We start from the raw sequence: 21,802 nt of genomic DNA, 5'->3' as shown, positions 1-21,802 counted from the left end.
TCGAACAACACATTAAGGTTTAGAGACAGAGCAATTTCAAATTAATCATCGAATACCATCACTAGGAGGAATAGTTATGCATAAAGAATTTGAGTTCTCTGTATCAGAATTTAAAGGTAAAAGGGTGCTTGTAACCGGAGGAACAAAGGGAATGGGGCAAGCAGTTGTGAAAAGACTTGCAAACGGCGGAGCTACAGTTCTTACTACTGCCCGTTCCCTATCTGCTGACTTGCCAAATTCGGTCAAATTTGTGCAAGCAGATGTCGCCACACCTGAAGGTGTAGAGCAAATAATTACAGCAGTAAAAGAGCAACTTGGAGGTATCGATATTATCGTCCATTGCGTAGGTGGATCAACGACACCACCAGGAGGCGCACTTGCATTGAGTGATGAGGATTGGCTTCATACATTAAATTGGAATTTACTCGCAGCAGTTCGACTTGATCGTGGCTTAATTCCACTTATGTTAGAAAATAATTCAGGCGTTATTCTTCATTTCACTTCCATCCAGAGACGTTTGCCTTTATATGAAACTACATTGGCTTATGCGTCTGCCAAAGCCGCGCTGGCTAATTATAGCAAGGGATTATCAAATGAATTTTCCCCACAAGGAATTCGCATAAATACGTTGTCTCCTGGGTTTATTCAGACAGAAGCAGCTGACGCATTAATTGATCGGATCGCAACTGAAACCGGAAGTCGAGAAAGTGCCCTTGAACAACTTATGACTTCACTCGGAGGTATTCCAATTGGTCGGCCAGGATTTCCTGAAGAAGTCGCTGAGCTGGTCGCATTTCTGGTCTCAGACCGAGCAGCATCTATTACAGGTAGTGAATATGTCATAGATGGGGGAACTATCCCTACCGTCTAATAATTAATTAATAAAGGGAGAGAACAATATGGATCTCAATCATTTACCGTCTGTAATTGCCAAATACATTACTGCATCTAACAAGCCAGACCCAGTAGTATTTGTAGATTGTTTTTCAGAAAATGCCGTTGTGATGGATGAAGGAAAAAAGCGAAATGGCAAACAGGCGATTCGGAAATGGAGTGATCAAAACCATTTCGCGGCGAATGTAACGTTAGAGCCAACAAAAGCCAAAAAAATAGGTGATGAAATTGTGTTAACATGCAAGCTGGATGGTACCTACGATAAGACGGGTCTACCCGATCCGCTATTATTGGATTATCATTTTGTTATTGTTGACGATAAGATCATTAGACTTTCCATTTTCTAAAGATATCCAAATGGCTTGTCCGCCACGGGCTGCAGTAATAAGCTCTCTTTGTACATGATTTGAACAAAAAGATGCCCCCACAATGATGTATTTGATCATGTAGGGGGCATCTTTTAAATCACGACAGCCGTTCAACATTAATCAAAGGCTGTATTTTGATATCGAAGTCAACATTAATTTTCATATTGTCCCAATATTTTAACCATTGCTCTTCCGTTAGTTCTTTAGAAAACGGCTTAAGTGAATGTGTTCCGACCTCTAAGGGATCCACTTTCAACCGTTGCATACTTTTTAATAATTCTGATGTTTGTTCCTCAAGGTATACCTCAATCTCATGAATTAAATGTTCCAATTGTTCCTCGCTTTGAATATTCTTTTCTCCCTGGTATTCCTCAATTCTTCCTTTCAATCCCACACGTAAAGACAAGGATGAATAATCACTCGATAGATTCATGCGAATATTGGATCGAACACGTCCTAAACTGATAGATAACTTTGGAATGGCCAAGACTTTTAAGAAATGATCGTTATCCAGAAGTTGAAAAATTTCATCACTTACGTCTTGAGTAACCATTACTTCTTTATCATTTCGGAAGAAGGCCGTTCCTACGTAATTGAAATTGTTCTTATCCGCATGAAATACCGGCAGGATCGGATCCTTAAGAGGGGAATATAACATCTTCATGAATTGATGAATATTGACAATGCTCATTTCACCTTGGTTATGTTCCTCGTAATGCTTTAACATCCGATAAAGAAAATAATCTTGGTTTTCTTGCTTCGTCAATTGATTTTTTATGTATTCATCAAAATCTCCTCTGACAATCAATAAATAGACACGCATTGAAATATCGGGATCAACCAATATCGTATTGATCAGCTTTTCAATGCCTTCTTTTTTGGCCAGTTCCTCATTGATTAATAACATTCGCAGCTGCCCCTGTTTTAATTCCCGATAATAAATTAAATTAAACTCCTTGCCTCCCTGCTTTAACAGATCAACTTCCTTGGAGAGAAATCGTTTTTTTTCTTTGATGAGTGGTGGTACTAAAGTGCTGATTTTAAACTTTCCCTCCGTTCCCTTGTCAACCGACCAGAAAACTACCGGAGCGATCTCTTCGATCATATTGTTCTCGGCATATGGAGAAGAGCAACCGGTCATCCACATAAGGCTTACAATCGCCAATAAACCATAATGCTTGTATGGTATCATGCCTACACACTCTCCTTTCGTTTAACCATAGTGAAAAGGATCGTAGGAACAAGTAAATAAATGAATGCACCAAGCCAGATTTGAATGTTCAGTAACATCTTTTGACCCGGAACCGTTTGCCATAACCATTGATCCATTATGATAATACTTATCAAAATGACAAACCAACTCGACAATAATCCGATCCGAGTTGTGCTTTTGTTCATTTTCTTCATAAAGACTCTTCCAGCTCCATATAAACACAACAAAAGAATTGAAATGTCAAATACATAATTAAACATATGGAAAGAGATAAGGATGTAATCGATTCGTTCTAAACCACTCATTTGAATGTAACTTCCCATATATACTACCGGAAAGTTGATCTTGCTTAAAAAGTTTGAACCGTAAAACAATACCGAAGCAATGAACAATAATGAATATTCCATAATCGTCAGCATGTTTCCAATGACAAGATATTTTGATATTTTTTTATTGGAGCTTAACCATGGAACCATAAAGGCCAAATATACTGGACCGGAAAATGCCGACCAAATAAACAACAAGCCCTGCCATGAATGTCCTGACCATTCGGTGGGGATTAGAGGATACAAATCGCGGTAATTTGCAATCGTTGGAAAGAAAAAGGGAATAAACATGATTAAGATCCACGCCCCGCAAAGAAAGGCGATAACGACAAAACGCAATGTTTTTTCCATGCCATGTGAAGCCACAAATAAACTGATCGAAAGAATAACTAGGATCAGCCACTTTTTATTCATTGATGGATATATAAAATTATGGAGCATTTCAACGTAACCCAGTGTGATGATTGAAATTTTTAACAGTATTATTACAAAACCAAGTATTGCGAAAACTTGAACCGCCCGTTTCCCAAAAAGCTGTACAAATCCTTGATAGCCTTTCGATGCATAACTGGAAGTAAACCATTTGGATAGCATCATCAAATTAAGTTGGGACAGTAGCCCCAAGGCGACAATTCCCCAAACCATATAGGAATGAACCAAATAAACCGGCATGATTAAAATAAAATAATGCATTTGCGTTCGATTAACTAATAAAAGGAAATGGATGCCGCCAAGGGTGGAAGTTTGATTGAATAGGGATAAAGTCTTCATTTCTTCATCTTCTCCTGTCGCCATTTCTGTAGTGGTTTTAGATTATGCGGACGCGTTTTCATCCAAATCAAAGGCCCGCGAATAAAGAGGTCAATCCAATCCTTCCCATAAAAAGGTGAAAGCGGCGCTAAATAAGGTTGACCTAATGACGTTAATGCATGGAGATGCGCAAGAATGCCGATTATCCCGACCACGATTCCTGGCAGCCCAAGAAACGATGCAAGGATAAGAAGAAGCAATTGCAACAGAACCATGGATTTTGTCATTTGATAATTGGGAACTAAAAAGAAAGCAATAGCGGATATACCCATCAAAACAATTAATACTTTACTTGCAAAGCCTGCCTCTACAGCCGCTTGTCCAATGACAATACCACCGATAACCCCTAGAGTTTGACTGGTTTTGGTCGGCATTCGCAAACTTGCTTCTTTGATGATTTCCAGCGTTACGATCATGAAAATTCCTTCCACAAACGGAGTAAAGGGCAATTTGCTTCTCGATTCCAATAATACGAAGAGAATCGGCAGCGGAACCATTTGGTAATGAAATGTCGTTAACGCAACATAAAAAGGAATCATCGTCAAAGAAATAATAAAACTTCCATACCTCATTAAACGTAAAAAACTGGCTACCGGCCAACGAAGGAAGTAGTCTTCTGGCGATTGGAATAGATGGAATAATGTAATGGGACAAATTAAAGCAAACGGTGAATTGGAGACTAATAAAGTCAGCTTACCCTCACCTAAGGCGAAGGCGCAGGCATCCGGCCGATCCGTTTGTAGAAACTGGGGAAAGACCGTATGGTTATGATCTTCAATAAAAGCTGCAAGCTGTGCGGAGTCTAAAAACTGATCGAAATCCACACTTTCAATTTTCTCTCTTGCAAGGGAAACAAATTCCGGATTAATTATTCCGTCTATGTACATTAACACAACTTTTGTTTTACTCAGTGATCCTATAGTGAAGCTTTCCGTTTTTAATGTCGTTATAGGCAAACGTCTGCGCAACATTGTAATGTTATTATCGATTTGTTCGCTGAAGCTATCTTTCGCTCCATATATAACCGTTTCCGTTTGGGAAGGTTCAATTGCCCGGCCAAGAGGATTTTCCAACTGTATGCCTAGCCATTGATCGTTGACTGAATCGTATAGAAGAATATATCCTTGCATTATTTTTTGCCCAGCATCTTCGATCGATATAACTTCTGAAACATCAGAATTGATTATGCATGAAGAAAGCGAATTTCCGCCTGATTGATGAAGTGGCTGAATAATCGCCTCGTTTAAACGCTCTTGATCTATTAACGTTTTTATAAATAAAAGATGGACTGAAGCACTCGTACCTATTTTGTGCTCAATGATTTCGGCATCTTCCATATGGTTTAATATCTGTTTTAAATCATCAAGCCATGTAGACTTTTGATGATTTTTCATTTGAGGCTCGTGTTTTTCAACCATGGTCGTCTCCTTTATCAAAGTAATAAAATGGTGATAAGGTTAATATCTTGTCCTGTAATCGAAAAATCATACGACCGGCAATTTGTAGTTTAACAGCAATATCGGGAACAACATGCTACCAGATTAATCTTAATCGAATGAGTGTATTATGGTACCCTACCCTTTGTATCTGTCTCCGGCTTTCCTCTTGGGCGACAAAAAACAAAAAGACAGGCATCAACTGATACCTGTCCCTATCTTAAGTTCATTAGAATTACTATATTGCCCTTAGATAAAGGGCCTACGGTCCCGCAAAATGAACTGAATAATCTGCTATTAAAATCTGCTTTGAAAAGTGGGATGTATATCAAAAGGTAGGAGCAGGTAATTCATCAATTTTCAAACGTAGTAAAATGTACGGTTTTTGTCGCAGGTCTCTTCCATAATGAAATCTCGCCTGCCTATGTAATTGGTTCACAATCACATATAAGTATTGATCCGGACCAATAGAAAACGTATCTGGCCATAAAATTCGGGGATCATGGGCGATGGTTTCCATGATTCCATTCGGCAATATCTTTCGAATACTATCGTTTTCATAATCTCCAGCATAAACGTTTCCTTTAGCGTCCGTGATCATCCCATCAGATGCGCCCTTCTCTCCCCAATACTGCACAAGATCACTTAACTTAAAATCCGGTATCGTTCTGTCTCTTAACGATTCTGTTGAGATCGAGTATAGCTGGCGACTGGTTAATGGACAATAGAATAACATTTTTCCATCAGGGGAAATGGCTATACCATCAGAGGCCAATCGAAACGGAGATGTCGAACCATCCGCGTTTCGATTCATCAAAATTTTACCTTCCACTTTTGGCACAAAATATGGATCGGGTGAGGTCGAGCTTGCTCCATGCAACCGTCTATACGCATTTCCGTTTTCTAAATTTACGACGATAATAGCGCCTGGACCATTGGAAGAAGAATCCGTTATATATGCGAAACCTGCTTTTCCTACACGAAAGTCAAATCGGACATCATTTAGATACGTTGTCGGCAAGACTACATCATCTGCAAATGTATATACTTTTCTAATTGTATTTGTTTCTAAATCTACCGCGACTAATTTTGCGCCGCCTTTAATAGGCTCTGAAAAGTTTGGTGCAGCCGTGTCAAGTACCCACAGGGTTCCCCTTCCATCTGCAACAACACTTTGGACACTGATGAAGGACATAACGATATTCAATGGGTTGATCAAATTCGTTTCTTCATTAGGATAAGGTTGCATCTGACCATCAACAATTTCCGCTACCGTAAATCTAACGTCATCTCCCCATTTTGGAAAGCAAATAAAGGTACGCCCGGTCTCGGATACACTAACGCCTGTAGGCATAGCCCCGTAAAAGGAATGAACGAGTTCTAACTTACCAAAATATTCTTCCATAGGTAACATAGGCTGTATGATGTCCTCCTCAACATAGTTGAATAGATATTACCTATAATTATGTTCAAGACTTTTTCTAATGCCTGGCCCTTAATCATTCTTTTTTTACCTCGATTTTGAAATTGTCCGATACATTTAAAAATACAAAAAAACTTCGGCGTAAGCCGAAGCATGTTGACGTTAACTATATGTGCTCTAGGAAAAATGCTTCCTCCGATCGTCAACGCAAAACTTTGCCAAGCTTATCAGTACCAAAAAGGTTTTATTGTTGGTCCGGTAAACCTAATGCATTGGCTGAAGTTATCGCTTGATCTAAAAATTCCTCTGCTCGGGTCAATTGCTGCCTGGCAATCTCCAACGCTTGTGAATTTGTTGCCACATTAGATTCACTTAACGAGCTTATTGCCTGATTTAAAGCCGTCTGCACCTCAGAAACCGCGTTAGATGCATGCTGCTCCAGCGTATTACTACCACTCGAGTTAAGTGCATCTTCTGCTGGTTTTCTTGCGTTTTCGGTTGCTAGATCAATTTTGTTTTTATTGGGCACCGTGACTCCTCCTTCCATGAGTAAGATCATTCATTTAAACAGAAATAAGTATGGGATTGAGATTTTGTTTATATCCCTGCGACTGTATGGGAATATTCGGATCTTACCTCTCCGGTGATCCATATTAGTATAAGATCCGATGCATTGGAAAATCTAATCTTGATGAAAAAGGAGGGGATCATTTCTGAATGGCTAATCCAACGCTAGCGCCGCACGAATCGATGGAACTGCATGAAGCGTTAAACTTCAAAACGCTCTGCATCGCTAAGTCGAAACTTATGCAAGGCCTGGTCTTTGACCAAGAGCTAAAAGCCTTAATGCAGAAAGACGTAACTCAATCCATACAACAGATCGCTGAGCTGCAAGCAATCTACGCAAGAGCTCCTTTCCAAGCACCCGTTCCAAATAATCCGACACCTATAACACATTAAGGGGAACTCAGATGAATACCGATTATTTAGATCCGATTAATTCATTGAATATGCCGGAAATGGCAGATATGACTTTTGCCATGGACTTCCTTCTTCGTGCCAAGGAGGGTGTACGTAATTTGTCCATCGCCCTGACGGAAACGGCTTCACCGGATGTAAGAGCCCTGCTGCATACTCATCTTAAGCAGGGGATTGCAATGCACCAAGAAATCTCGGAGCTCATGATGCGCAAAAAATGGTTTCATCCTTATGAGTTGAACGAACAGTACCAACTCGATCAGCTTTCGGCGAAAAATACGGTGATGATCGGGCAGATGAATCTGTTCCCGGGTGATACGTCACGTAAAGGGATGTTTGATCGGACCCCAGATGAACATATTGGAGGACATAAAGCATGAAGGCGGTAACGTATCAAGGGGTTAAAAATGTCGTGGTCAAAGAGGTGCCGGATGCGAAGATTGTGAAACCGGACGATATGATCGTAAAGATCACCAGTACCGCCATTTGCGGTTCTGACCTTCATCTTATTCACGGGATGATCCCTAACCTTCAGGAAAACTATGTCATCGGGCATGAGCCGATGGGGATCGTAGAAGAAGTAGGTCCTGGCGTGACCAAGGTAAAAAAAGGTGACCGTGTGATCATTCCGTTTAACATCGCATGCGGAGAATGCTTTTTTTGCAAAAATCAGCTGGAAAGCCAATGTGACAATTCAAACGAACACGGGGATATGGGCGCATATTTCGGCTACTCCGGAACGACCGGCGGATATCCCGGCGGGCAAGCCGAATATTTACGGGTCCCATTTGCCAATTTTACCCACTTTAAGATCCCTGAAAACTGCGAACAACCGGACGAAAAGCTAAGCTTGATCGCCGATGCCATGACGACGGCATTCTGGAGCGTAGATAACGCCGGCGTTAAGAATGGTGATACAGTCATCGTGCTCGGCTGCGGTCCGGTCGGACTCCTGGCCCAGAAGTTCTGCTGGCTGAAAGGAGCTAAGCGGGTCATAGCCGTCGACTATGTCGATTACCGCTTAAAGCATGCAAAGCGAACAAACAATGTGGAAATCGTAAACTTCGAACAGGATAAGAATATTGGGAACACTCTCAAGGAAATGACCAAAGGCGGCGCCGATGTCGTGATTGATGCGGTAGGAATGGACGGCAAGATGAGCGATCTTGAATTTCTAGCCAGCGGTATGAAACTGCAAGGCGGCACCATGAGTGCATTTATCATTGCATCTCAGGCTGTCCGCAAAGGTGGCACCATTCAAGTCACTGGTGTATACGGCGGACGTTATAACGGATTCCCGCTCGGTGACATCATGCAGCGAAACGTGAATATCCGTTCCGGACAAGCTCCGGTCATTCACTACATGCCATACATGTACGAGTTGGTTACGTCTGGCAAAGTGGACCCTGGGGACATTGTTACGCACGTCATTCCGCTCAGCGAGGCCAAGCGGGGCTATGAAGTGTTCGATACAAAAACGGACGATTGCATTAAAGTCATCTTAAAGCCTTAAATATGAATTGATACATGGGAGGACAATCTGAATGGATTCCACATACGCTTTGCATGAGATGCTCGAGGTGCATGAAATAGCTGCGTTCAAGACGGTTTGCATGACAAAATCCAAGACCATGCAAGCTCTGGTAACCGACCCGGAGCTCAAGCAAATTTTGCAACAAGATGCGACATTATCACAACAGCAGCTTCAGGAGCTCGGTGGAGTGCTGTCTAAAGCGACTGTATAGGAGATAAAAAAATGAACCCAATATTAGAACACATGACTGGTCTTAATACGCTGACCGATGACGTGATCGCAATGGATTTTTTGATGAACGCCAAGAGCGGTGTCAGAAACTACGCCATGGCTGTGACCGAATGTGCCACCCCCGAAATCAAACAAATTTTGATGAAACAGCTCGATGAAGCCATAGACTCTCATGAAAAGATATCAAATTACATGGTGCAGCATGGCTTATACCACCCTTACCATATTGCAGAGCAAATTCAGCTCGATCTGAAAAATATTCAGACTGCTATGAACATTCCGTCCTGACACCCTTTTTGATTTTAGCTAGAGACTTCAGTGAACAAAATGTTCCTGTGTCAAGAATTTCAACAATAAAAAAGGCGGATACACTCCGCCCTTTTTTTGGCATCGTCACGAAACACGCATATACAAGCGTTCCTTTACTTAAATCTACTTATTTTTCATCCTGAGACTGTTTATGGACGCTGCTCGCTAATTGAATTAACTATTAGTGAACTCAAGGCTCCAACCTCCATGACATCTCCCAAAAATCAAGCTCAAAGCGACTGCACATCACGAAAATATCTTCCATCCGTTGGTACGTTCCCTCGCTACAGCCTTCTAATAGCTTATCCGTTAACGTCACTAGGGATTGATTGTTGCTGTTGTATTCAGAGGAAGCATATCCTGTGATCCACTCTCCATAAAAAGGATGATCAGCTGCACCTGGCTTTTGAGCAAGGACTTGACCAATCTCCGCATAGCTCCATGAGCAGGCCAGAATGGATACAAGTACTTCTGCTATGCCACCCGCATGGGAAATAGAGAGCATATAGTTAGTATAGGCTGCATTTTTCAGTGCAGGTTTTACCTGGAACACATGATCCTCTGTAATTCCTAATCGCTCCATATAAGAACGATGAATTTTCATTTCACCATTCAGGATGTTATCTACGTTTTTACTAAAAAACTGCATCAATTTGGGGTCGTGCGACTTGACGATACCTAGTGCAAATACACGGGCATAATCGAACAGGTACAAGTAGTCTTGCAGCAAATAATAACGAAATTGTTCAACCGGTAAGGAACCATCTCCGATTCCTTTAACAAAGGGATGCTCGAGACATTCCTTCCACACGGGCTGTGCTGCCTGATATAGTCTCTCTGAAATAGTCAACATGTGTTCCTCCAATTCATAATGTACGTATTAAAAACAAAAAAACGAAACATCCATAGGATGTTTCGCAGACAAATACACTAAAACAAGGGGGTTCGCATGAGCTACCCAAGTACAGTGTTTCATCGTTGCATCCCTACGTTGGCATTATCCAAGTCAGGTAAGGTCGGTTTAACACCCTCTCAGCCGGTTAAGGCTCCCTCGCAAACGGTTGTATGTAGTTGATTACTTTCTTATTCCCATAAAAGAAAAAATAACATCCATTTAGTATATCAAGGGCTGTTAAATATAGTCAAGGCAGATTGTATCGCCCCTCATCACCTTTGGTGACGTATGTAAACGATGAAAACCATCACAACAATGGTTGAGTTTTAGCCACTGTTATGATGTTTTCTATTCTTGCAACTACTGCCGATGGTTTAATGTCCGAGTTTGTTCTTTCCGACAAAAGTGAGTATTCCGTACTGGGAAGTGTTTCTCCAGCTCTCATTGGTCGTATCATTCCACTTGGCTACGCTCTGCTTACCTCCGCCCTGGTTGTCGTTAATTTGAAGCTCGAAACCGAGAACATTTCCTGTTTTGGGCGTCAGTGAATGTAACTGGATTCGGGCTTCTACGAGATATCCTTTATTTGTTTTCTTCACAGCACTTACAAGGCGTCCAGGTGAGGCACCCCCTGCAAAGGTTCCTACATTGTCTGCACTGATTCTGAACTGGGCATCATCATATTGAAAATACGGTGTGCGCTGGTGATTCTCGTCCAGGAAAATCTCAACCGAATCCTGATCCCATGGGTTGATGCTATCTGTGATGATGTTTGGATCAGTGACGTCGATCAGCAGGTATAGATATTCACCTGACCACATTGCGCGAGCCACTGCCTCTGCACCTTCGCTTTGGTTCAACCGGTTTACTTCAATCGGTGCAGCCTTATTCCATGATGTGTCTTTCTTCCCATCAATCTGAACAATCCCTTGTACAGCTTGTGCAGATTTGGGCATAGGGGCAAGCTGAATCACGCCGTATTTGCTTGTATCCTGTTCCTGAGATTGTGTTCGATCATTCCAGTACAGTGGATTATAAGGTTGTGTCCCACTTGAACCGCCATCAGTCACACGGATATCCAATCCGGCTTCATATTCTGATCCGACTTGGATACCACCCCACGGAATGGACAATTCAACCTGATATCCGGCTTTGGTCTCGCGTACACGATATGAACGCTTCTCCACGCCCTCAGCTTTGCCCGACCGCTTAATGATTACATGTCGGTCATCTACTTCATATGAAGTGGTCTTGCCATTATTGAGATCAACAAAGATATCTACTTTGTCATTCACATCTGCCTTCGCATCCTGAACATCCACGAGGATATACAGGTTACTATGATCCCATAAGGTGCGGAAACTGGCTGATCCCGCAGAGTCACCCTTCAGTGGAGTAGACACCGCTTTGTTCCAGAGCGGATCTTGTGACTGTTTTTTGATATCCGGTTTACCCGAAAGTGAGACGGCTCTCTGTGTCAACACAGGCAAGCTGGATTCATCCACAAGTCCCCAGTATGCTTTTTTGGCCTTAAGGGCTGAATCAAACAGCATAGCCTGGTTGTTGTAAGACTTCTCATCTTGGAGTCCCCATAAGGTAACTGAAGAAATGTGGTCTTTGTGTTTTTTGTACAAATCCAACAGTTCCTTATATCGATACGCCTGCTTTACTGCAACTTCATCGGACATCTCTTCACCAAATGGAATTCCGCTATCCACATCCAGTTCCGTGATCTGAATATCCAATCCAAGTTCGGCGAACATGCTGATCGTTTTTTCAATTTCCTTGATGGGCGGGGATTCCAGGTTATAGTGGGATTGCAAACCCACACCATCGATGAGCCCTTTCTCTTTCAGTCGTTTGACCAACTGATACATATGCTCTCTTTTCTCAGGGATTTCCGTGAAGTATTCGTTGTAATATAATTTGGCATTCGGATCGGCTGCACGAGCGAATTCATAGGTTTTCTCAATATAATCCGGACCAATTAGTTCATAAAAGGGACTTTTACGTAAACCGTTGGCATCACCATTGCTATCCGCAATCGCCTCGTTTACCACATCCCAGGCATAGATCTTACCTTTGTATCGGGTCATGACGGTTTCAACGTAATCCTGAATCCGGGCAAGTAGTAATTCTCGACTCGCAGGGTTACCCTGAGGATCCTTGAACATCCACTCTGCTGCATCAATATGCCACAACAACGCATGTGCGCGTACGCCCATACCATGCTCCTCGGCGAACTGAACATATTGATCGGCTGCCTCGAACTCATAAACACCTTCGGAAGGAGACATGTACTTCGGTTTCATCTCATAGGTTGCGGTCAAGCTGTTAAAGTGCTTTGTGAGCAGTTGTCCGTATGCGCCTTCCAACTGCCAGCGATACACCGCTGCACCAATGGGGAAATCATCTTGATACAGGTCCTTCAGAGACAGAATACCTTCTTCAATCTCCAGTTGCTCGGCCAGAGTAAATGATACATCATCCACATAGAACGATAACGTATCTACGCTATCTTCAGAGATGTAGGGTGTTTCGATGAACAAATTCAATTCAGTGGGATCATCGCTATACTGAAATTTTCCGGTGATCTTGTGCCATGTATTCCATTCTGTTTTGGCAATTTTCACGCTACCGATTGGGTTCCAGCTTTCGGAAGTTGTTTTTTTATATGTGGTGAGCTGTAGTGTTTGATCCGTGGTGGGCTCCTGAGTAAGTCTTACATATGCCGCAATTTCGTACTCTTGGTTACGCTTAAGCAGATCCTTCATGGATAACATCGGTCCATGATAGGAACGCTCACGGTTGGCGACCAGCATGCTGGACTGACCTTCGTGTGCTTCCTGCTGTGTCACTGTCAGCCTTTCGCTACCGACACGTGGAGTCCATCCCTGAAGTGTACCGTCTTCAAAGTTTGTGCTCAAATGACCTCCCTCCACTTCCGTAACTGCTTTGGCTGCATGTGAGACATTCGTAAATGGAAGCATGGCGAGTACCAGCACAAGAACCAAGGCCGTTATATTCCATTGGCCTAACCGTTTCATACAATTCCTCCTCTTAATTTGGTCTAAGTATTTCTGAACGGATTAACATCCAGATAAATAGATTATAGCTCTTTAGACAGCGCTTACATATAACAAATTTACAATAATTACAATAAAATGTTATCACTTGGTAATCTTATGTGGGTTTAGGAAGCTGGAGTTCGTTCGCAAGGGATATCAAAAAACCGCTACATATTTGCAAAAATAAAAGACCGTTTCCCGATAAAATACGAGAAAACGGTCATCGTTAGAAAGTATCTTTTTTCTGTTCACTAACAGGCATATAAACTTTGTTTTATAATCGTCCCTCGTGACCCTGATCCTCCTGCACAATTCGAGCTATGTGAATCATCAAATATAATAATTCCTCGTTTGATATGGAGATATCCAGCATATTCTGCACGTAGGTTTTAATCATCTCCGCGCATTTGTATTCAAGCGGATGCTCCTTCACCATGTGCTGAAATATAAAATCTTTCGCCGAATTGCCCAGACGTCCTTCTTGTAAACGCTGGATGAAGAATTGCAAATGTGTGACAAGTCTCACATAATGGATGGAGTTTTTGTTCAATTGCATATCAAAGGTGTATTGTATCAGGTTAAAAATATCTTTTAACATCTTAACGGATTGCATCGTGCGCTCCATATTCTGCTCATGTGTTTGGGCATTCACGAAATGAAAAGCGATATTCCCTGCTTCTTCTTCCGGTAGTTCAATATCCAATTCTAGATTCAACATATGAACAGCTTCAACCCCCAGTTCGAACTCGACAGGATGAAACCTCTGGATCTCCCATAACATGCGATTCTGTAATGCTACACCTTTTTTCCATCGTTCAATGGCAAATGACAAGTGATCCATAAGCGTAAAGAAGATTTGATCGTCAAGAGACAGCTTTTCTTTTGCATTGGTAATCAGTTTGTTTATGACATTCACATGTTTTTCTGGCATGTTTTCGATGGTTCGTACGTAAGCCTGGGCAGACGGATTATTTTGCAGAATGAATCGTTTCTGGATATGCTCTTCATCGAGTCGCTCGCCGACTTTGCCTTTGAATGCCAACCCTTTTCCCATGACAATCATCTCTTGTCCCTGTTCATCTTTGGTCAGAAGCAAGCTGTTATTTAATATTTTGATTACTCTCATGCATTCATCACGATCCTTTATTCTTTCGTGACCGTCTGATCCGAATTTCCGATACATCTGCCATTCTGTTTAATGACCTCTTGATACCACGAGAAGCTTTTCTTCTTCAAACGCTTCAAGTCTTTCAGATCCTGTTCACCGCGGTTTACATAGATCATTCCATAACGTTTCCCATACCCCTGATGTGTGCTTACCACGTCAATAACGGACCAAGGGCAATAACCAATCACATCTACTCCATCTGTTAGAGCCAGTCTGATCTGTTCCAGATGTTTCTCGATAAAATCAATCCGGTACGTATCGTTAATGGTGTTATCTGCCTCAAGTACATCCGGGGCTCCAATGCCATTTTCCGTAATTAGAATAGGGAGACCATACCGTTCACATACCTTACGCAATGTCAGCCTTAGGCCAACCGGGTCGATGACCCAACCATATTTTGTTTTTTCGGTATAAGGATTCTCCGCCGCCCGGTATACTCCCTGCTCACCAAGCATAATTTGCTGATCCCCTGCACGAGCTGTAACATCCGACGCATCGCCCATACTGGCGGCAATGGTTGCCGTCGAGTAGTAGTTGATTGCTACCAGATCGGGGCGGCCAGACCGGATATCTTCCATGTCACCCTGCTCAATAACCGGCTCGATGCCGCGTTCCTGTAAATAACTCCAGAATAATGGATTATACTGTCCCCACACCGATAAGTCGAGAAAACCCCATCCACGAATCGTCTCCCAGTTATGTGCAGCGATTGCATCTGCTGGTTTGGAAGTTGCCTGGTACATGGAAGTCATGTTTAATGCAGGACCAATCTTGCCTTGCGGGAGCATATCATGAAATAGTCGCATCGTTCTGCCTTGAGCTACAAACATGTGATGATTTTGCTGATACAGTTCCTTACTGGAAGGCAGACGTCCGCCTTTTGGTGTACCAATAGCACCTGGATGGAGAATCATCGTATTTTGCTCATTAATGGTCAACCAATATTTCACTTTATGCCCGTAATGTTCAAACAAGATACGCCCATACTCGACGAAGGCATCGATCGTCCCCCGGTTGTTCCACCCTCCGGTTTTCTCAAGCTCGTAGGGTAAGTCGAAATGGTACATGGTCACAATGGGTTCAATACCATGGAGCAGCAATTCGTCAATTAATTGGTGATAAAAATCGAGTCCCTTCTCATTAACAGCCCCTGTGCCTGAAGGCAAGATTCGAGTCCATGCAATTGAAAAACGATATGCTTTGAGGCCCAGCTCTGCAAAAAGCTTCACGTCTTCTCTGAATCGGTGATAGTGATCGCTCGCAACCGTGAAATCGGCGGTTCCAGCCGGATGATCACACATATCGATGACGGACAGGCCTTTGCCATCTTTGTTCCAGGCTCCCTCCACTTGATAGGCCGAGGTAGACCCTCCCCACAGAAATTCATTGGGGAATGGTTTGATCTGTTGATATAACATCTCAAGCACTCCTTCATTTTAAAAGTTGATCATGATATATGACGGGACCATATTACGGTTGTTACGAAAGGTGGATAATGGTTGCTCCAACCTCCACAGGATTCTGCTTCTCCAGCTTAATATCCGAGAAACGCTCCGAATTGGCGATAATGATCGGGGTTATGACTTCATACCCTTCTGCCTTGATGGCATCGATATCAAAGCGGATCAACAAGTCCCCCCGTTGTACGCGATCCCCTACTTTAATGGAAGAGTCAAAATGTCTCCCCTTTAGGTTGACGGTATCCACTCCAATATGAATGAGCACCTCTTCTCCATCATAACCGTTTAATTTGACCGCATGTTTGGAGTCCATGAAAGCCGTAACTTCACCTGCGATTGGTGCATACAGTTCTCCTTTGGAAGGAATAATGGCAGCACCCTTACCCAGTAATCCCAAAGAGAAGACATCGTCTGGTACACGGTCTAGATGGACTAATTCCCCTTGCATCGGGCTGGCGATCGTAAGTGGGCGTAATTCATTTTGGCTCGGTACATTAACATTTGTTATTGTAGAAGACTGTGTGCTTGGGCTGTTGTCTTGAACAGGCTGCCCGGAAAGTGTCTTGTCATCGTTAACGTTGGTATTTCCTTCTTCTTCATCGTCCACTGGATCTTCAAAACCAATGATCCATGTCAGAGCAAAGGTAACGATAAAAGCGATCAGACAAGTCACAATGGCATGAACGATGTTCATCGGATTGCTGCCAATGAATGCAGGTAACGCGGCAAGCCCTGGAGACACGAAGGCATAACGTACTAATCCGGTCAGACCAGCGTATATCCCTGCTACACCACCACCGATCATTGCGGCAATTAAGGGTTTCTTCAGTTTCAGCGTTACACCGTACAAGGATGGTTCCGTGATACCCAGCACAGCGGTGAAACCGGATGAAGCAGCGAGCTGTTTCAGTTTTTTGTTTTTTGTTTTCAATGCTACAGCAAGGGTGGCCCCACCTTGAGCAATATTGGACGCGAGCATTCCGGGACCGTTGATCATTTCATATCCATTTTTGGTCAGTTGGCTAGTTGCAATCGGCGTCATGGCCCATGCGGTACCTGTTACGATCAGGAATGGTTGCAAAGTTCCCATTAACAAAGGGATCAGCCAACTGGCTCTGGCATTAATCGCTTCTGCACCCATCGCAACCAGATCATTCAGGTACGTTCCGAAAGGCCCAATCGCCACCAATGCAAGTGGTGCTGTAATCAATAGTACAATCATTGGTTTCGTGAAAAATTTGATCATTGAGGGCGATACCCGATCCGCGAAACGTTCAATATAAGACATGAGCCAAACGACGATAATAATCGGCAACACGGAGCCCGCGTAATCGGTTAGTCGAACTGGCACACCGATGAAAAACACGTCTTTTCCTTCCGCCATCAGGGCGCTCCATCCCGGGTGTAACAACACGCCGGCAACTGTCATCGCCAGAATGGGACTAGTTTCAAATTTAATGGAAGCTCCATAAGCCAGCAGAATAGGCATGAAATAAAAAGCCGCGTCCGCAATGGTATTAAGGATATAGTAGTTTTGGCTTTCCGTCGTTACGAGGCCTGTCAGCACAAGTACGGCTAATATGGCTTTGATCATACCCGCGCCAATGATTGCCGGAATTACCGGAGTAAATGTTGTTGAGATCACGCTGATGAATCTGGAGATCCAGCTCTGTTTTTGTTTTGGTCCGTTATTTTTGCCAGAATCCGATTTGGATTCCGCACTTCGGGTAGCTGAACCCATCTGCTGAGTGATAACTCGGTAGACCTGCTGCACCTCATTGCCCACAACGACCTGGTATTGTCCACCATTGTTCACAACAGTAATGACACCTGGAAGTGCTTTGAGTTTTTCTGTCTCCGCTTTGGAGATGTCGTGCAGTTCGAACCGAAGTCGAGTTGCGCAGTGCGTAAGCCGAGCGATATTATCCTTCTTCCCAACCAATTCCGTTATCTCTTGTCCCAGCTTGCGATAATCCATACCAATGCCTCATTTCTGAATTTGGATATAAAAAAGACCAAAACGATATGCCTTCCCCTACTCACATAAGGAAAATGCAAAATCATTTTGGTCATGCCTGCTTTACCAGTAACAGCCAAACACTGCTAATATTCAATTCGTTATCGATGTAAACGTTTACTGGATCATAATATCACACAATAAATTAGTTAGCAATCACTTTATTCGACATTTTTCTGCAACATATTTACACCCATGTTATATCAGCACATATTGAAAAAAATCCTACATTAGCTACTATAAAAAAAGCGAATTGAATTTACACCACATTAAATCTAAATGACAGGATGGTGCTAAAAGGTGTCGGTCGTTATATCAACAGATGATTTAGAACTTTCTTGTCCTCATTGTAATGGCGAAAAGCAAGTTAATGAGGAGGACCAAATGGTGCCTTGTCCAAAATGTGAAGGTAAGGGCGTAATTCTAACTACATTAGGACAAACATTACTTCACTTCATAAAAAAACATACTTAAAATAAGTAGAAAGAGACCGTAACTATTATAGTGCGGTCTCTTTCTGTCTTTATCCAATTTATAAACGGTGAAAATGTATCCAATGTACAATCAGGACGTGGTACGCTTGCTTTTCCTTGTTGGATTTAATAAAACATAATATCTTTTGGGCAAATTCTGTTGTCTTTTTTACTATCTAGCTGACAAGCTTATGACCAAATTAGCGGCCTTTTATAGGCTTTCACCCATTCCCCTGCTCAATTGCCTACATACAATACATTAGACTAATGAACAGGAGTGATGTGATATGACATTTTTACCTCCTTTTGGACCTGGTGGAGGGTTTGGCGGACCTGGGGGTCCCGGAGGACCAGGAGGACCCGGCGGATTTCCTGGTCCGCCATCGTTCCCCGGGGGTGGAGGCGGCGGACCACAAGGCGTGCAGGCACCTACAGGGCCGCCACCATCATTCATTCCACAGCAACCCGCTTCGTTATATGCGGTAGATCCAAGAGCCATATCCGGCTGCCTGTTTCGTTACACATATATTTGGCCGGATCGTGGTCCCGGCTTCTGGATGTACCCGGTATTTGTAGGTAGAAATTCGGTGGCTGGCTTCCGTTGGAATGGCTTCTTCTGGCTATACACCGGCATTGATCTGCAGCGAATCAGCTCGTTTAGCTGTTTCTAGAAGTAAATCCCCCTGTATGCGGATTAATCCACATACAGGGGGATTTAGATTTATGGAATATTCACCTTGTCTAAAGCAACTTAATCAGCTTTTCTAGCTCATCAACCAAACTCTTTGCAAGTTCAAAATTAGTATCTTTTAAAGCCAATTCAATTTTCATTTCAACAGACTTTTTCTTTTGTTCATTTTCTAGATAGTTTTCATTAAAATGACTCGTATAAATCATCTGTCTGAATTCTTCTATACTCATTTTACTAATCGTTTTGTCCTCGATAATCAAAACATAATCCATACCATTTACAACCGAATAGAAATCATGAGAAATCATGATAATCGCACCTTTGTAGTCTTCAATGGCTTTCTCCAATGCGATTTGTGTATAGATGTCCAGATGGCTTGTCGGTTCATCTAGGAGCAATACGTTGGCTTGACTGGCAGAAACTTTAGCCAATTGAAGCATGTTTTTTTCTCCACCAGATAAAGATTCAATCTTTTGATCAAGGATTTCTCCTTCAAAGCCATAGTTTGGAAGATATGATCTAATTTCATCATACGTTTGAAAGCCGGAATCAATGAATTCATTTAGTATGGTATTCGAATCTTTTAACATTTCGCCTTGAACCTGAGATAAATAGGCCACTTTAACATCGGTATTTATTTCAATGGAATCCTGATTGTTTTTAAAGATTTCTCGAAGTAATGTCGTTTTCCCGGTACCGTTAGGACCGATCAGGGCTACTTTATCTGTTGATTTGATCTCAAAGTTCACATTTTCCAAAAGCAACTCGTCAAAGGAAACGTTATAGTTATTGACGTTAACCACAACGGTATCTTCCATTTCCTTATCAATCCCAAAACGGATATTCGGCTGTTTGATATCGACAAAGGGTTCTTTTATTCGACGTGCTTCCAATCTCTCTTGAAACTTGACTCTGGCTTTTAACGCTCTTCCTCTGGAGGCTTCCGAATTATACGTGGCGATCTCTCTAAGATTGTCGATGATGTGATCGTATCTCTCAATCTCCTCAGCTTCAGCAACTGCGATTTCTTGCAGTTCGATCTTAGACTGAAGCAGTGAGAAGTTATAATCGATATATCGCCCGTCAAACTCTTGGAGCTCTGTGTTTTCAAGGTGTATGATTTTGTTGAAACAATGGTTCAACAGATACCGGTTGTGCGTAACGACCAGCAGCATTCCCTTGTGGGTGTTAATCAATTTTTTTAGCGCGTTCAGGTTTTCAAAGTCTAAAAATACATCGGGTTCGTCCATAATCATGAAGTCGGGACGATTCAGCATTTCCTTCATCACTTGAATAAGTTTGAATTCCCCGCCGCTTACGGCTGATATACTAAGATCTTTGAGCTTCATGAGGTTGGCAAGGTTTAATTGTTTATTGATGTTTTTTTCGAAATTATCCCCATCCATCGCTTCGAAGGCATCCAAAGCCAATTGAAGCTTTTCCATCAGGGAATCCATATCCGATGTGGTGGCCATCTCCGCATAAATTGCTGTAATTTCATCTTGTATCTTGATGAATTCTTCTGCGATATATTCAAAAACGGTCATTTCTTTTGTTTTATCTACTTGCAAAAACTGACTCACATACCCGATTCTGCAATCGGGGTCTATCTCTAACTTGCCCTCGAACAAATATCGTTCCGGATCCATCAGGATATCGATCAATGTACTTTTTCCACTGCCGCTTGTTCCGATAAAAGCACAATGTTGTGCCTCTTCAAACGTAAATGAAATGTTTTTATATAGTTCCTTTTGTGGAAATGAGAAGGATAGGTTTTCAACTTTTATCATAGTGTTACCTTTCTTTACAACTAAATTGGTGGCTAATATTAAATATATTGTCGAACACAGACTTTTAGAGTAACACTGTTTACCACCAAGTACAATCGATTTTTAGCACTTACCCTCACTTTGAAACTCTAATACGTTCTATAGAATGATGGCTAGTGGACGGTGGTTTCTTCGTAAAACACTACTGACATACTGTTGTCAGTAGTGTATTTGTATAGTTGGAGTAAGCAATTGTAAAGGAGTAGAAGTAAATGCGAAGTGTTTTTGGTCCAAAATGTATTACTTATTATAGGAAGGATGATATCTCGTGAATTTTGCTTCTTTGCGTATCATTACTGATGACGTGGATCGTCTCGTCGAGTTCTATGAGAAAATCACGGGTGTTTCGGCGGAACGCCCTGCACCTGTCTTTGCCGAACTCGTTATGCCATCGTGCACTCTAGCGATCGGCCACTCCCAGACGGTGCAACTATTTGGCGCTGGTTCCGCTGTGGCAGCCAACAATCGTACTGTCATTATTGAGTTCCACGTCCACGATGTTGATGCCGAATACGAGCGCTTGAAGCCGTTTGTCGATGAGTGGGTAAAGGAACCTACCACAATGCCGTGGGGGAATCGTGCTGTGCTGTTTCGCGATCCTGACGGTAATCTGGTTAATCTCTTCACGCCGGTGACCGAGGAAGCAATCCAACGGTTCAGTGGTAGGCTATAAAGGACA

At 42.5% G+C, this 21,802-nt stretch carries 21 protein-coding genes and 1 riboswitch; of the genes, 10 read left to right on the top strand and 11 right to left on the bottom strand.

Annotated features, from left to right (window positions below):
- Positions 1-76: 76 nt before the first annotated feature.
- Together MHI52_RS16360 and MHI52_RS16355 are read left to right on the top strand one after the other, a co-directional pair.
- Positions 77-871 (top strand): SDR family oxidoreductase, encoded by a 795-nt coding sequence (locus MHI52_RS16360; protein ID WP_036615385.1) that lies wholly within the window; start codon positions 77-79, stop codon positions 869-871.
- 28 nt (positions 872-899) lie between these two features.
- On the top strand, positions 900-1,241 hold the full coding sequence (locus MHI52_RS16355) for a nuclear transport factor 2 family protein (RefSeq protein ID WP_036615388.1): 342 nt from the start codon (positions 900-902) through the stop codon (positions 1,239-1,241).
- 118 nt (positions 1,242-1,359) lie between these two features.
- Here the strand turns inward: MHI52_RS16355 and MHI52_RS16350 are convergent, their stop codons facing one another.
- The 5 genes from MHI52_RS16350 to MHI52_RS16330 all read right to left on the bottom strand — a co-directional run bounded on the left by MHI52_RS16350 (position 1,360) and on the right by MHI52_RS16330 (position 6,999).
- Complete coding sequence (locus tag MHI52_RS16350) at positions 1,360-2,454, bottom strand: Ger(x)C family spore germination C-terminal domain-containing protein (protein ID WP_076253195.1); 1,095 nt, start codon at positions 2,452-2,454, stop codon at positions 1,360-1,362.
- Between the two features lie 2 nt (positions 2,455-2,456).
- The gene (locus tag MHI52_RS16345; RefSeq protein ID WP_076253194.1) at positions 2,457-3,572 is read right to left on the bottom strand and encodes a GerAB/ArcD/ProY family transporter; all 1,116 of its coding nucleotides are present in this window, start codon (positions 3,570-3,572) and stop codon (positions 2,457-2,459) included.
- On the bottom strand, positions 3,569-5,029 hold the full coding sequence (locus MHI52_RS16340) for a spore germination protein (protein ID WP_076253193.1): 1,461 nt from the start codon (positions 5,027-5,029) through the stop codon (positions 3,569-3,571). The genes MHI52_RS16345 and MHI52_RS16340 overlap by 4 nt, the downstream gene beginning before the upstream one ends.
- 346 nt (positions 5,030-5,375) lie before the next feature.
- A complete protein-coding gene (locus MHI52_RS16335; RefSeq protein ID WP_179087922.1) occupies positions 5,376-6,461 on the bottom strand; it encodes an L-dopachrome tautomerase-related protein in 1,086 nt (361 codons plus the stop codon).
- Between the two features lie 253 nt (positions 6,462-6,714).
- Entirely contained in the window at positions 6,715-6,999 is a 285-nt protein-coding gene (locus MHI52_RS16330; protein WP_076253191.1) for a hypothetical protein, read from the bottom strand.
- Positions 7,000-7,187: 188 nt separating this feature from the next.
- Between MHI52_RS16330 and MHI52_RS16325 the strand changes: the two genes are divergently transcribed.
- Genes MHI52_RS16325 through MHI52_RS16305 form a run of 5 tightly spaced genes read left to right on the top strand, consistent with a single transcriptional unit; the run spans position 7,188 to position 9,501 of the window.
- Entirely contained in the window at positions 7,188-7,430 is a 243-nt protein-coding gene (locus MHI52_RS16325) for a spore gernimation protein GerQ (RefSeq protein ID WP_076253190.1), read from the top strand.
- A gap of 11 nt (positions 7,431-7,441) precedes the next feature.
- Entirely contained in the window at positions 7,442-7,828 is a 387-nt protein-coding gene (locus tag MHI52_RS16320) for a spore coat protein (RefSeq protein WP_076253189.1), read from the top strand.
- Positions 7,825-8,961: a zinc-dependent alcohol dehydrogenase gene (locus MHI52_RS16315; RefSeq protein ID WP_036615410.1), complete on the top strand. Its 1,137-nt coding sequence runs from the start codon at positions 7,825-7,827 to the stop codon at positions 8,959-8,961. The genes MHI52_RS16320 and MHI52_RS16315 overlap by 4 nt, the downstream gene beginning before the upstream one ends.
- A gap of 31 nt (positions 8,962-8,992) precedes the next feature.
- Positions 8,993-9,193 (top strand): hypothetical protein, encoded by a 201-nt coding sequence (locus tag MHI52_RS16310; RefSeq protein ID WP_076253188.1) that lies wholly within the window; start codon positions 8,993-8,995, stop codon positions 9,191-9,193.
- Between the two features lie 11 nt (positions 9,194-9,204).
- A complete protein-coding gene (locus MHI52_RS16305) occupies positions 9,205-9,501 on the top strand; it encodes a spore coat protein (RefSeq protein ID WP_036615415.1) in 297 nt (98 codons plus the stop codon).
- A gap of 211 nt (positions 9,502-9,712) precedes the next feature.
- Here MHI52_RS16305 and tenA read toward each other — a convergent pair whose 3' ends face one another.
- From tenA to MHI52_RS16280, 5 genes are all read right to left on the bottom strand, one after another.
- Positions 9,713-10,375 carry a thiaminase II gene (gene tenA / locus MHI52_RS16300; protein WP_076253187.1) on the bottom strand — a complete coding sequence of 221 codons (663 nt, stop codon included), beginning with the start codon at positions 10,373-10,375 and terminating at the stop codon, positions 9,713-9,715.
- A 112-nt stretch (positions 10,376-10,487) separates the two neighbouring features.
- A riboswitch (TPP riboswitch) is annotated at positions 10,488-10,585 on the bottom strand.
- Between the two features lie 206 nt (positions 10,586-10,791).
- Positions 10,792-13,464 (bottom strand): endo-1,4-beta-xylanase, encoded by a 2,673-nt coding sequence (locus MHI52_RS16295; protein ID WP_076253186.1) that lies wholly within the window; start codon positions 13,462-13,464, stop codon positions 10,792-10,794.
- A 295-nt stretch (positions 13,465-13,759) separates the two neighbouring features.
- Positions 13,760-14,611: a PRD domain-containing protein gene (locus MHI52_RS16290; protein ID WP_076253218.1), complete on the bottom strand. Its 852-nt coding sequence runs from the start codon at positions 14,609-14,611 to the stop codon at positions 13,760-13,762.
- Between the two features lie 17 nt (positions 14,612-14,628).
- On the bottom strand, positions 14,629-16,071 hold the full coding sequence (locus tag MHI52_RS16285) for a glycoside hydrolase family 1 protein (RefSeq protein ID WP_076253185.1): 1,443 nt from the start codon (positions 16,069-16,071) through the stop codon (positions 14,629-14,631).
- A 61-nt stretch (positions 16,072-16,132) separates the two neighbouring features.
- Positions 16,133-18,091: a beta-glucoside-specific PTS transporter subunit IIABC gene (locus MHI52_RS16280; protein ID WP_076253184.1), complete on the bottom strand. Its 1,959-nt coding sequence runs from the start codon at positions 18,089-18,091 to the stop codon at positions 16,133-16,135.
- Between the two features lie 339 nt (positions 18,092-18,430).
- Here MHI52_RS16280 and MHI52_RS16275 point away from each other — a divergent pair, with 339 nt between their 5' ends.
- Positions 18,431-18,604 (top strand): tryptophan RNA-binding attenuation protein, encoded by a 174-nt coding sequence (locus MHI52_RS16275; RefSeq protein WP_076253183.1) that lies wholly within the window; start codon positions 18,431-18,433, stop codon positions 18,602-18,604.
- Between the two features lie 286 nt (positions 18,605-18,890).
- The gene (locus MHI52_RS16270; protein WP_047843165.1) at positions 18,891-19,274 is read left to right on the top strand and encodes a hypothetical protein; all 384 of its coding nucleotides are present in this window, start codon (positions 18,891-18,893) and stop codon (positions 19,272-19,274) included.
- Between the two features lie 70 nt (positions 19,275-19,344).
- Here the strand turns inward: MHI52_RS16270 and MHI52_RS16265 are convergent, their stop codons facing one another.
- The gene (locus MHI52_RS16265) at positions 19,345-21,084 is read right to left on the bottom strand and encodes an ABC-F family ATP-binding cassette domain-containing protein (RefSeq protein ID WP_076253182.1); all 1,740 of its coding nucleotides are present in this window, start codon (positions 21,082-21,084) and stop codon (positions 19,345-19,347) included.
- Between the two features lie 307 nt (positions 21,085-21,391).
- On the opposite strand from MHI52_RS16265, the gene MHI52_RS16260 reads away from it, so the two are divergent.
- A complete protein-coding gene (locus tag MHI52_RS16260) occupies positions 21,392-21,796 on the top strand; it encodes a VOC family protein (protein WP_076253181.1) in 405 nt (134 codons plus the stop codon).
- Positions 21,797-21,802: the final 6 nt, after the last annotated feature.

Source organism: Paenibacillus sp. FSL H8-0283 (genome assembly GCF_045040675.1).
GTDB classification, from domain to species: domain Bacteria; phylum Bacillota; class Bacilli; order Paenibacillales; family Paenibacillaceae; genus Paenibacillus; species Paenibacillus amylolyticus.
Note: the sequence above shows the minus strand (reverse complement) of the source record. Positions and strands in the feature narration are given on the sequence as shown.

What these genes read in the sequence shown, in the direction of transcription:
- MHI52_RS16350 (WP_076253195.1), bottom strand. Translation starts at nt 2,454, where the DNA reads ATGATACCATACAAGCATTATGGTTTATTGGCGATTGTAAGCCTTATG.
- MHI52_RS16355 (WP_036615388.1), top strand. Translation starts at nt 900, where the DNA reads ATGGATCTCAATCATTTACCGTCTGTAATTGCCAAATACATTACTGCA.
- MHI52_RS16345 (WP_076253194.1), bottom strand. Translation starts at nt 3,572, where the DNA reads ATGAAGACTTTATCCCTATTCAATCAAACTTCCACCCTTGGCGGCATC.
- MHI52_RS16340 (WP_076253193.1), bottom strand. Translation starts at nt 5,029, where the DNA reads ATGGTTGAAAAACACGAGCCTCAAATGAAAAATCATCAAAAGTCTACA.
- MHI52_RS16280 (WP_076253184.1), bottom strand. Translation starts at nt 18,091, where the DNA reads ATGGATTATCGCAAGCTGGGACAAGAGATAACGGAATTGGTTGGGAAG.
- MHI52_RS16285 (WP_076253185.1), bottom strand. Translation starts at nt 16,071, where the DNA reads ATGTTATATCAACAGATCAAACCATTCCCCAATGAATTTCTGTGGGGA.
- MHI52_RS16315 (WP_036615410.1), top strand. Translation starts at nt 7,825, where the DNA reads ATGAAGGCGGTAACGTATCAAGGGGTTAAAAATGTCGTGGTCAAAGAG.
- MHI52_RS16360 (WP_036615385.1), top strand. Translation starts at nt 77, where the DNA reads ATGCATAAAGAATTTGAGTTCTCTGTATCAGAATTTAAAGGTAAAAGG.
- MHI52_RS16335 (WP_179087922.1), bottom strand. Translation starts at nt 6,461, where the DNA reads ATGTTACCTATGGAAGAATATTTTGGTAAGTTAGAACTCGTTCATTCC.
- MHI52_RS16320 (WP_076253189.1), top strand. Translation starts at nt 7,442, where the DNA reads ATGAATACCGATTATTTAGATCCGATTAATTCATTGAATATGCCGGAA.
- MHI52_RS16295 (WP_076253186.1), bottom strand. Translation starts at nt 13,464, where the DNA reads ATGAAACGGTTAGGCCAATGGAATATAACGGCCTTGGTTCTTGTGCTG.
- tenA (WP_076253187.1), bottom strand. Translation starts at nt 10,375, where the DNA reads ATGTTGACTATTTCAGAGAGACTATATCAGGCAGCACAGCCCGTGTGG.
- MHI52_RS16290 (WP_076253218.1), bottom strand. Translation starts at nt 14,611, where the DNA reads ATGAGAGTAATCAAAATATTAAATAACAGCTTGCTTCTGACCAAAGAT.
- MHI52_RS16265 (WP_076253182.1), bottom strand. Translation starts at nt 21,084, where the DNA reads ATGATAAAAGTTGAAAACCTATCCTTCTCATTTCCACAAAAGGAACTA.
- MHI52_RS16310 (WP_076253188.1), top strand. Translation starts at nt 8,993, where the DNA reads ATGGATTCCACATACGCTTTGCATGAGATGCTCGAGGTGCATGAAATA.
- MHI52_RS16305 (WP_036615415.1), top strand. Translation starts at nt 9,205, where the DNA reads ATGAACCCAATATTAGAACACATGACTGGTCTTAATACGCTGACCGAT.
- MHI52_RS16270 (WP_047843165.1), top strand. Translation starts at nt 18,891, where the DNA reads ATGACATTTTTACCTCCTTTTGGACCTGGTGGAGGGTTTGGCGGACCT.
- MHI52_RS16325 (WP_076253190.1), top strand. Translation starts at nt 7,188, where the DNA reads ATGGCTAATCCAACGCTAGCGCCGCACGAATCGATGGAACTGCATGAA.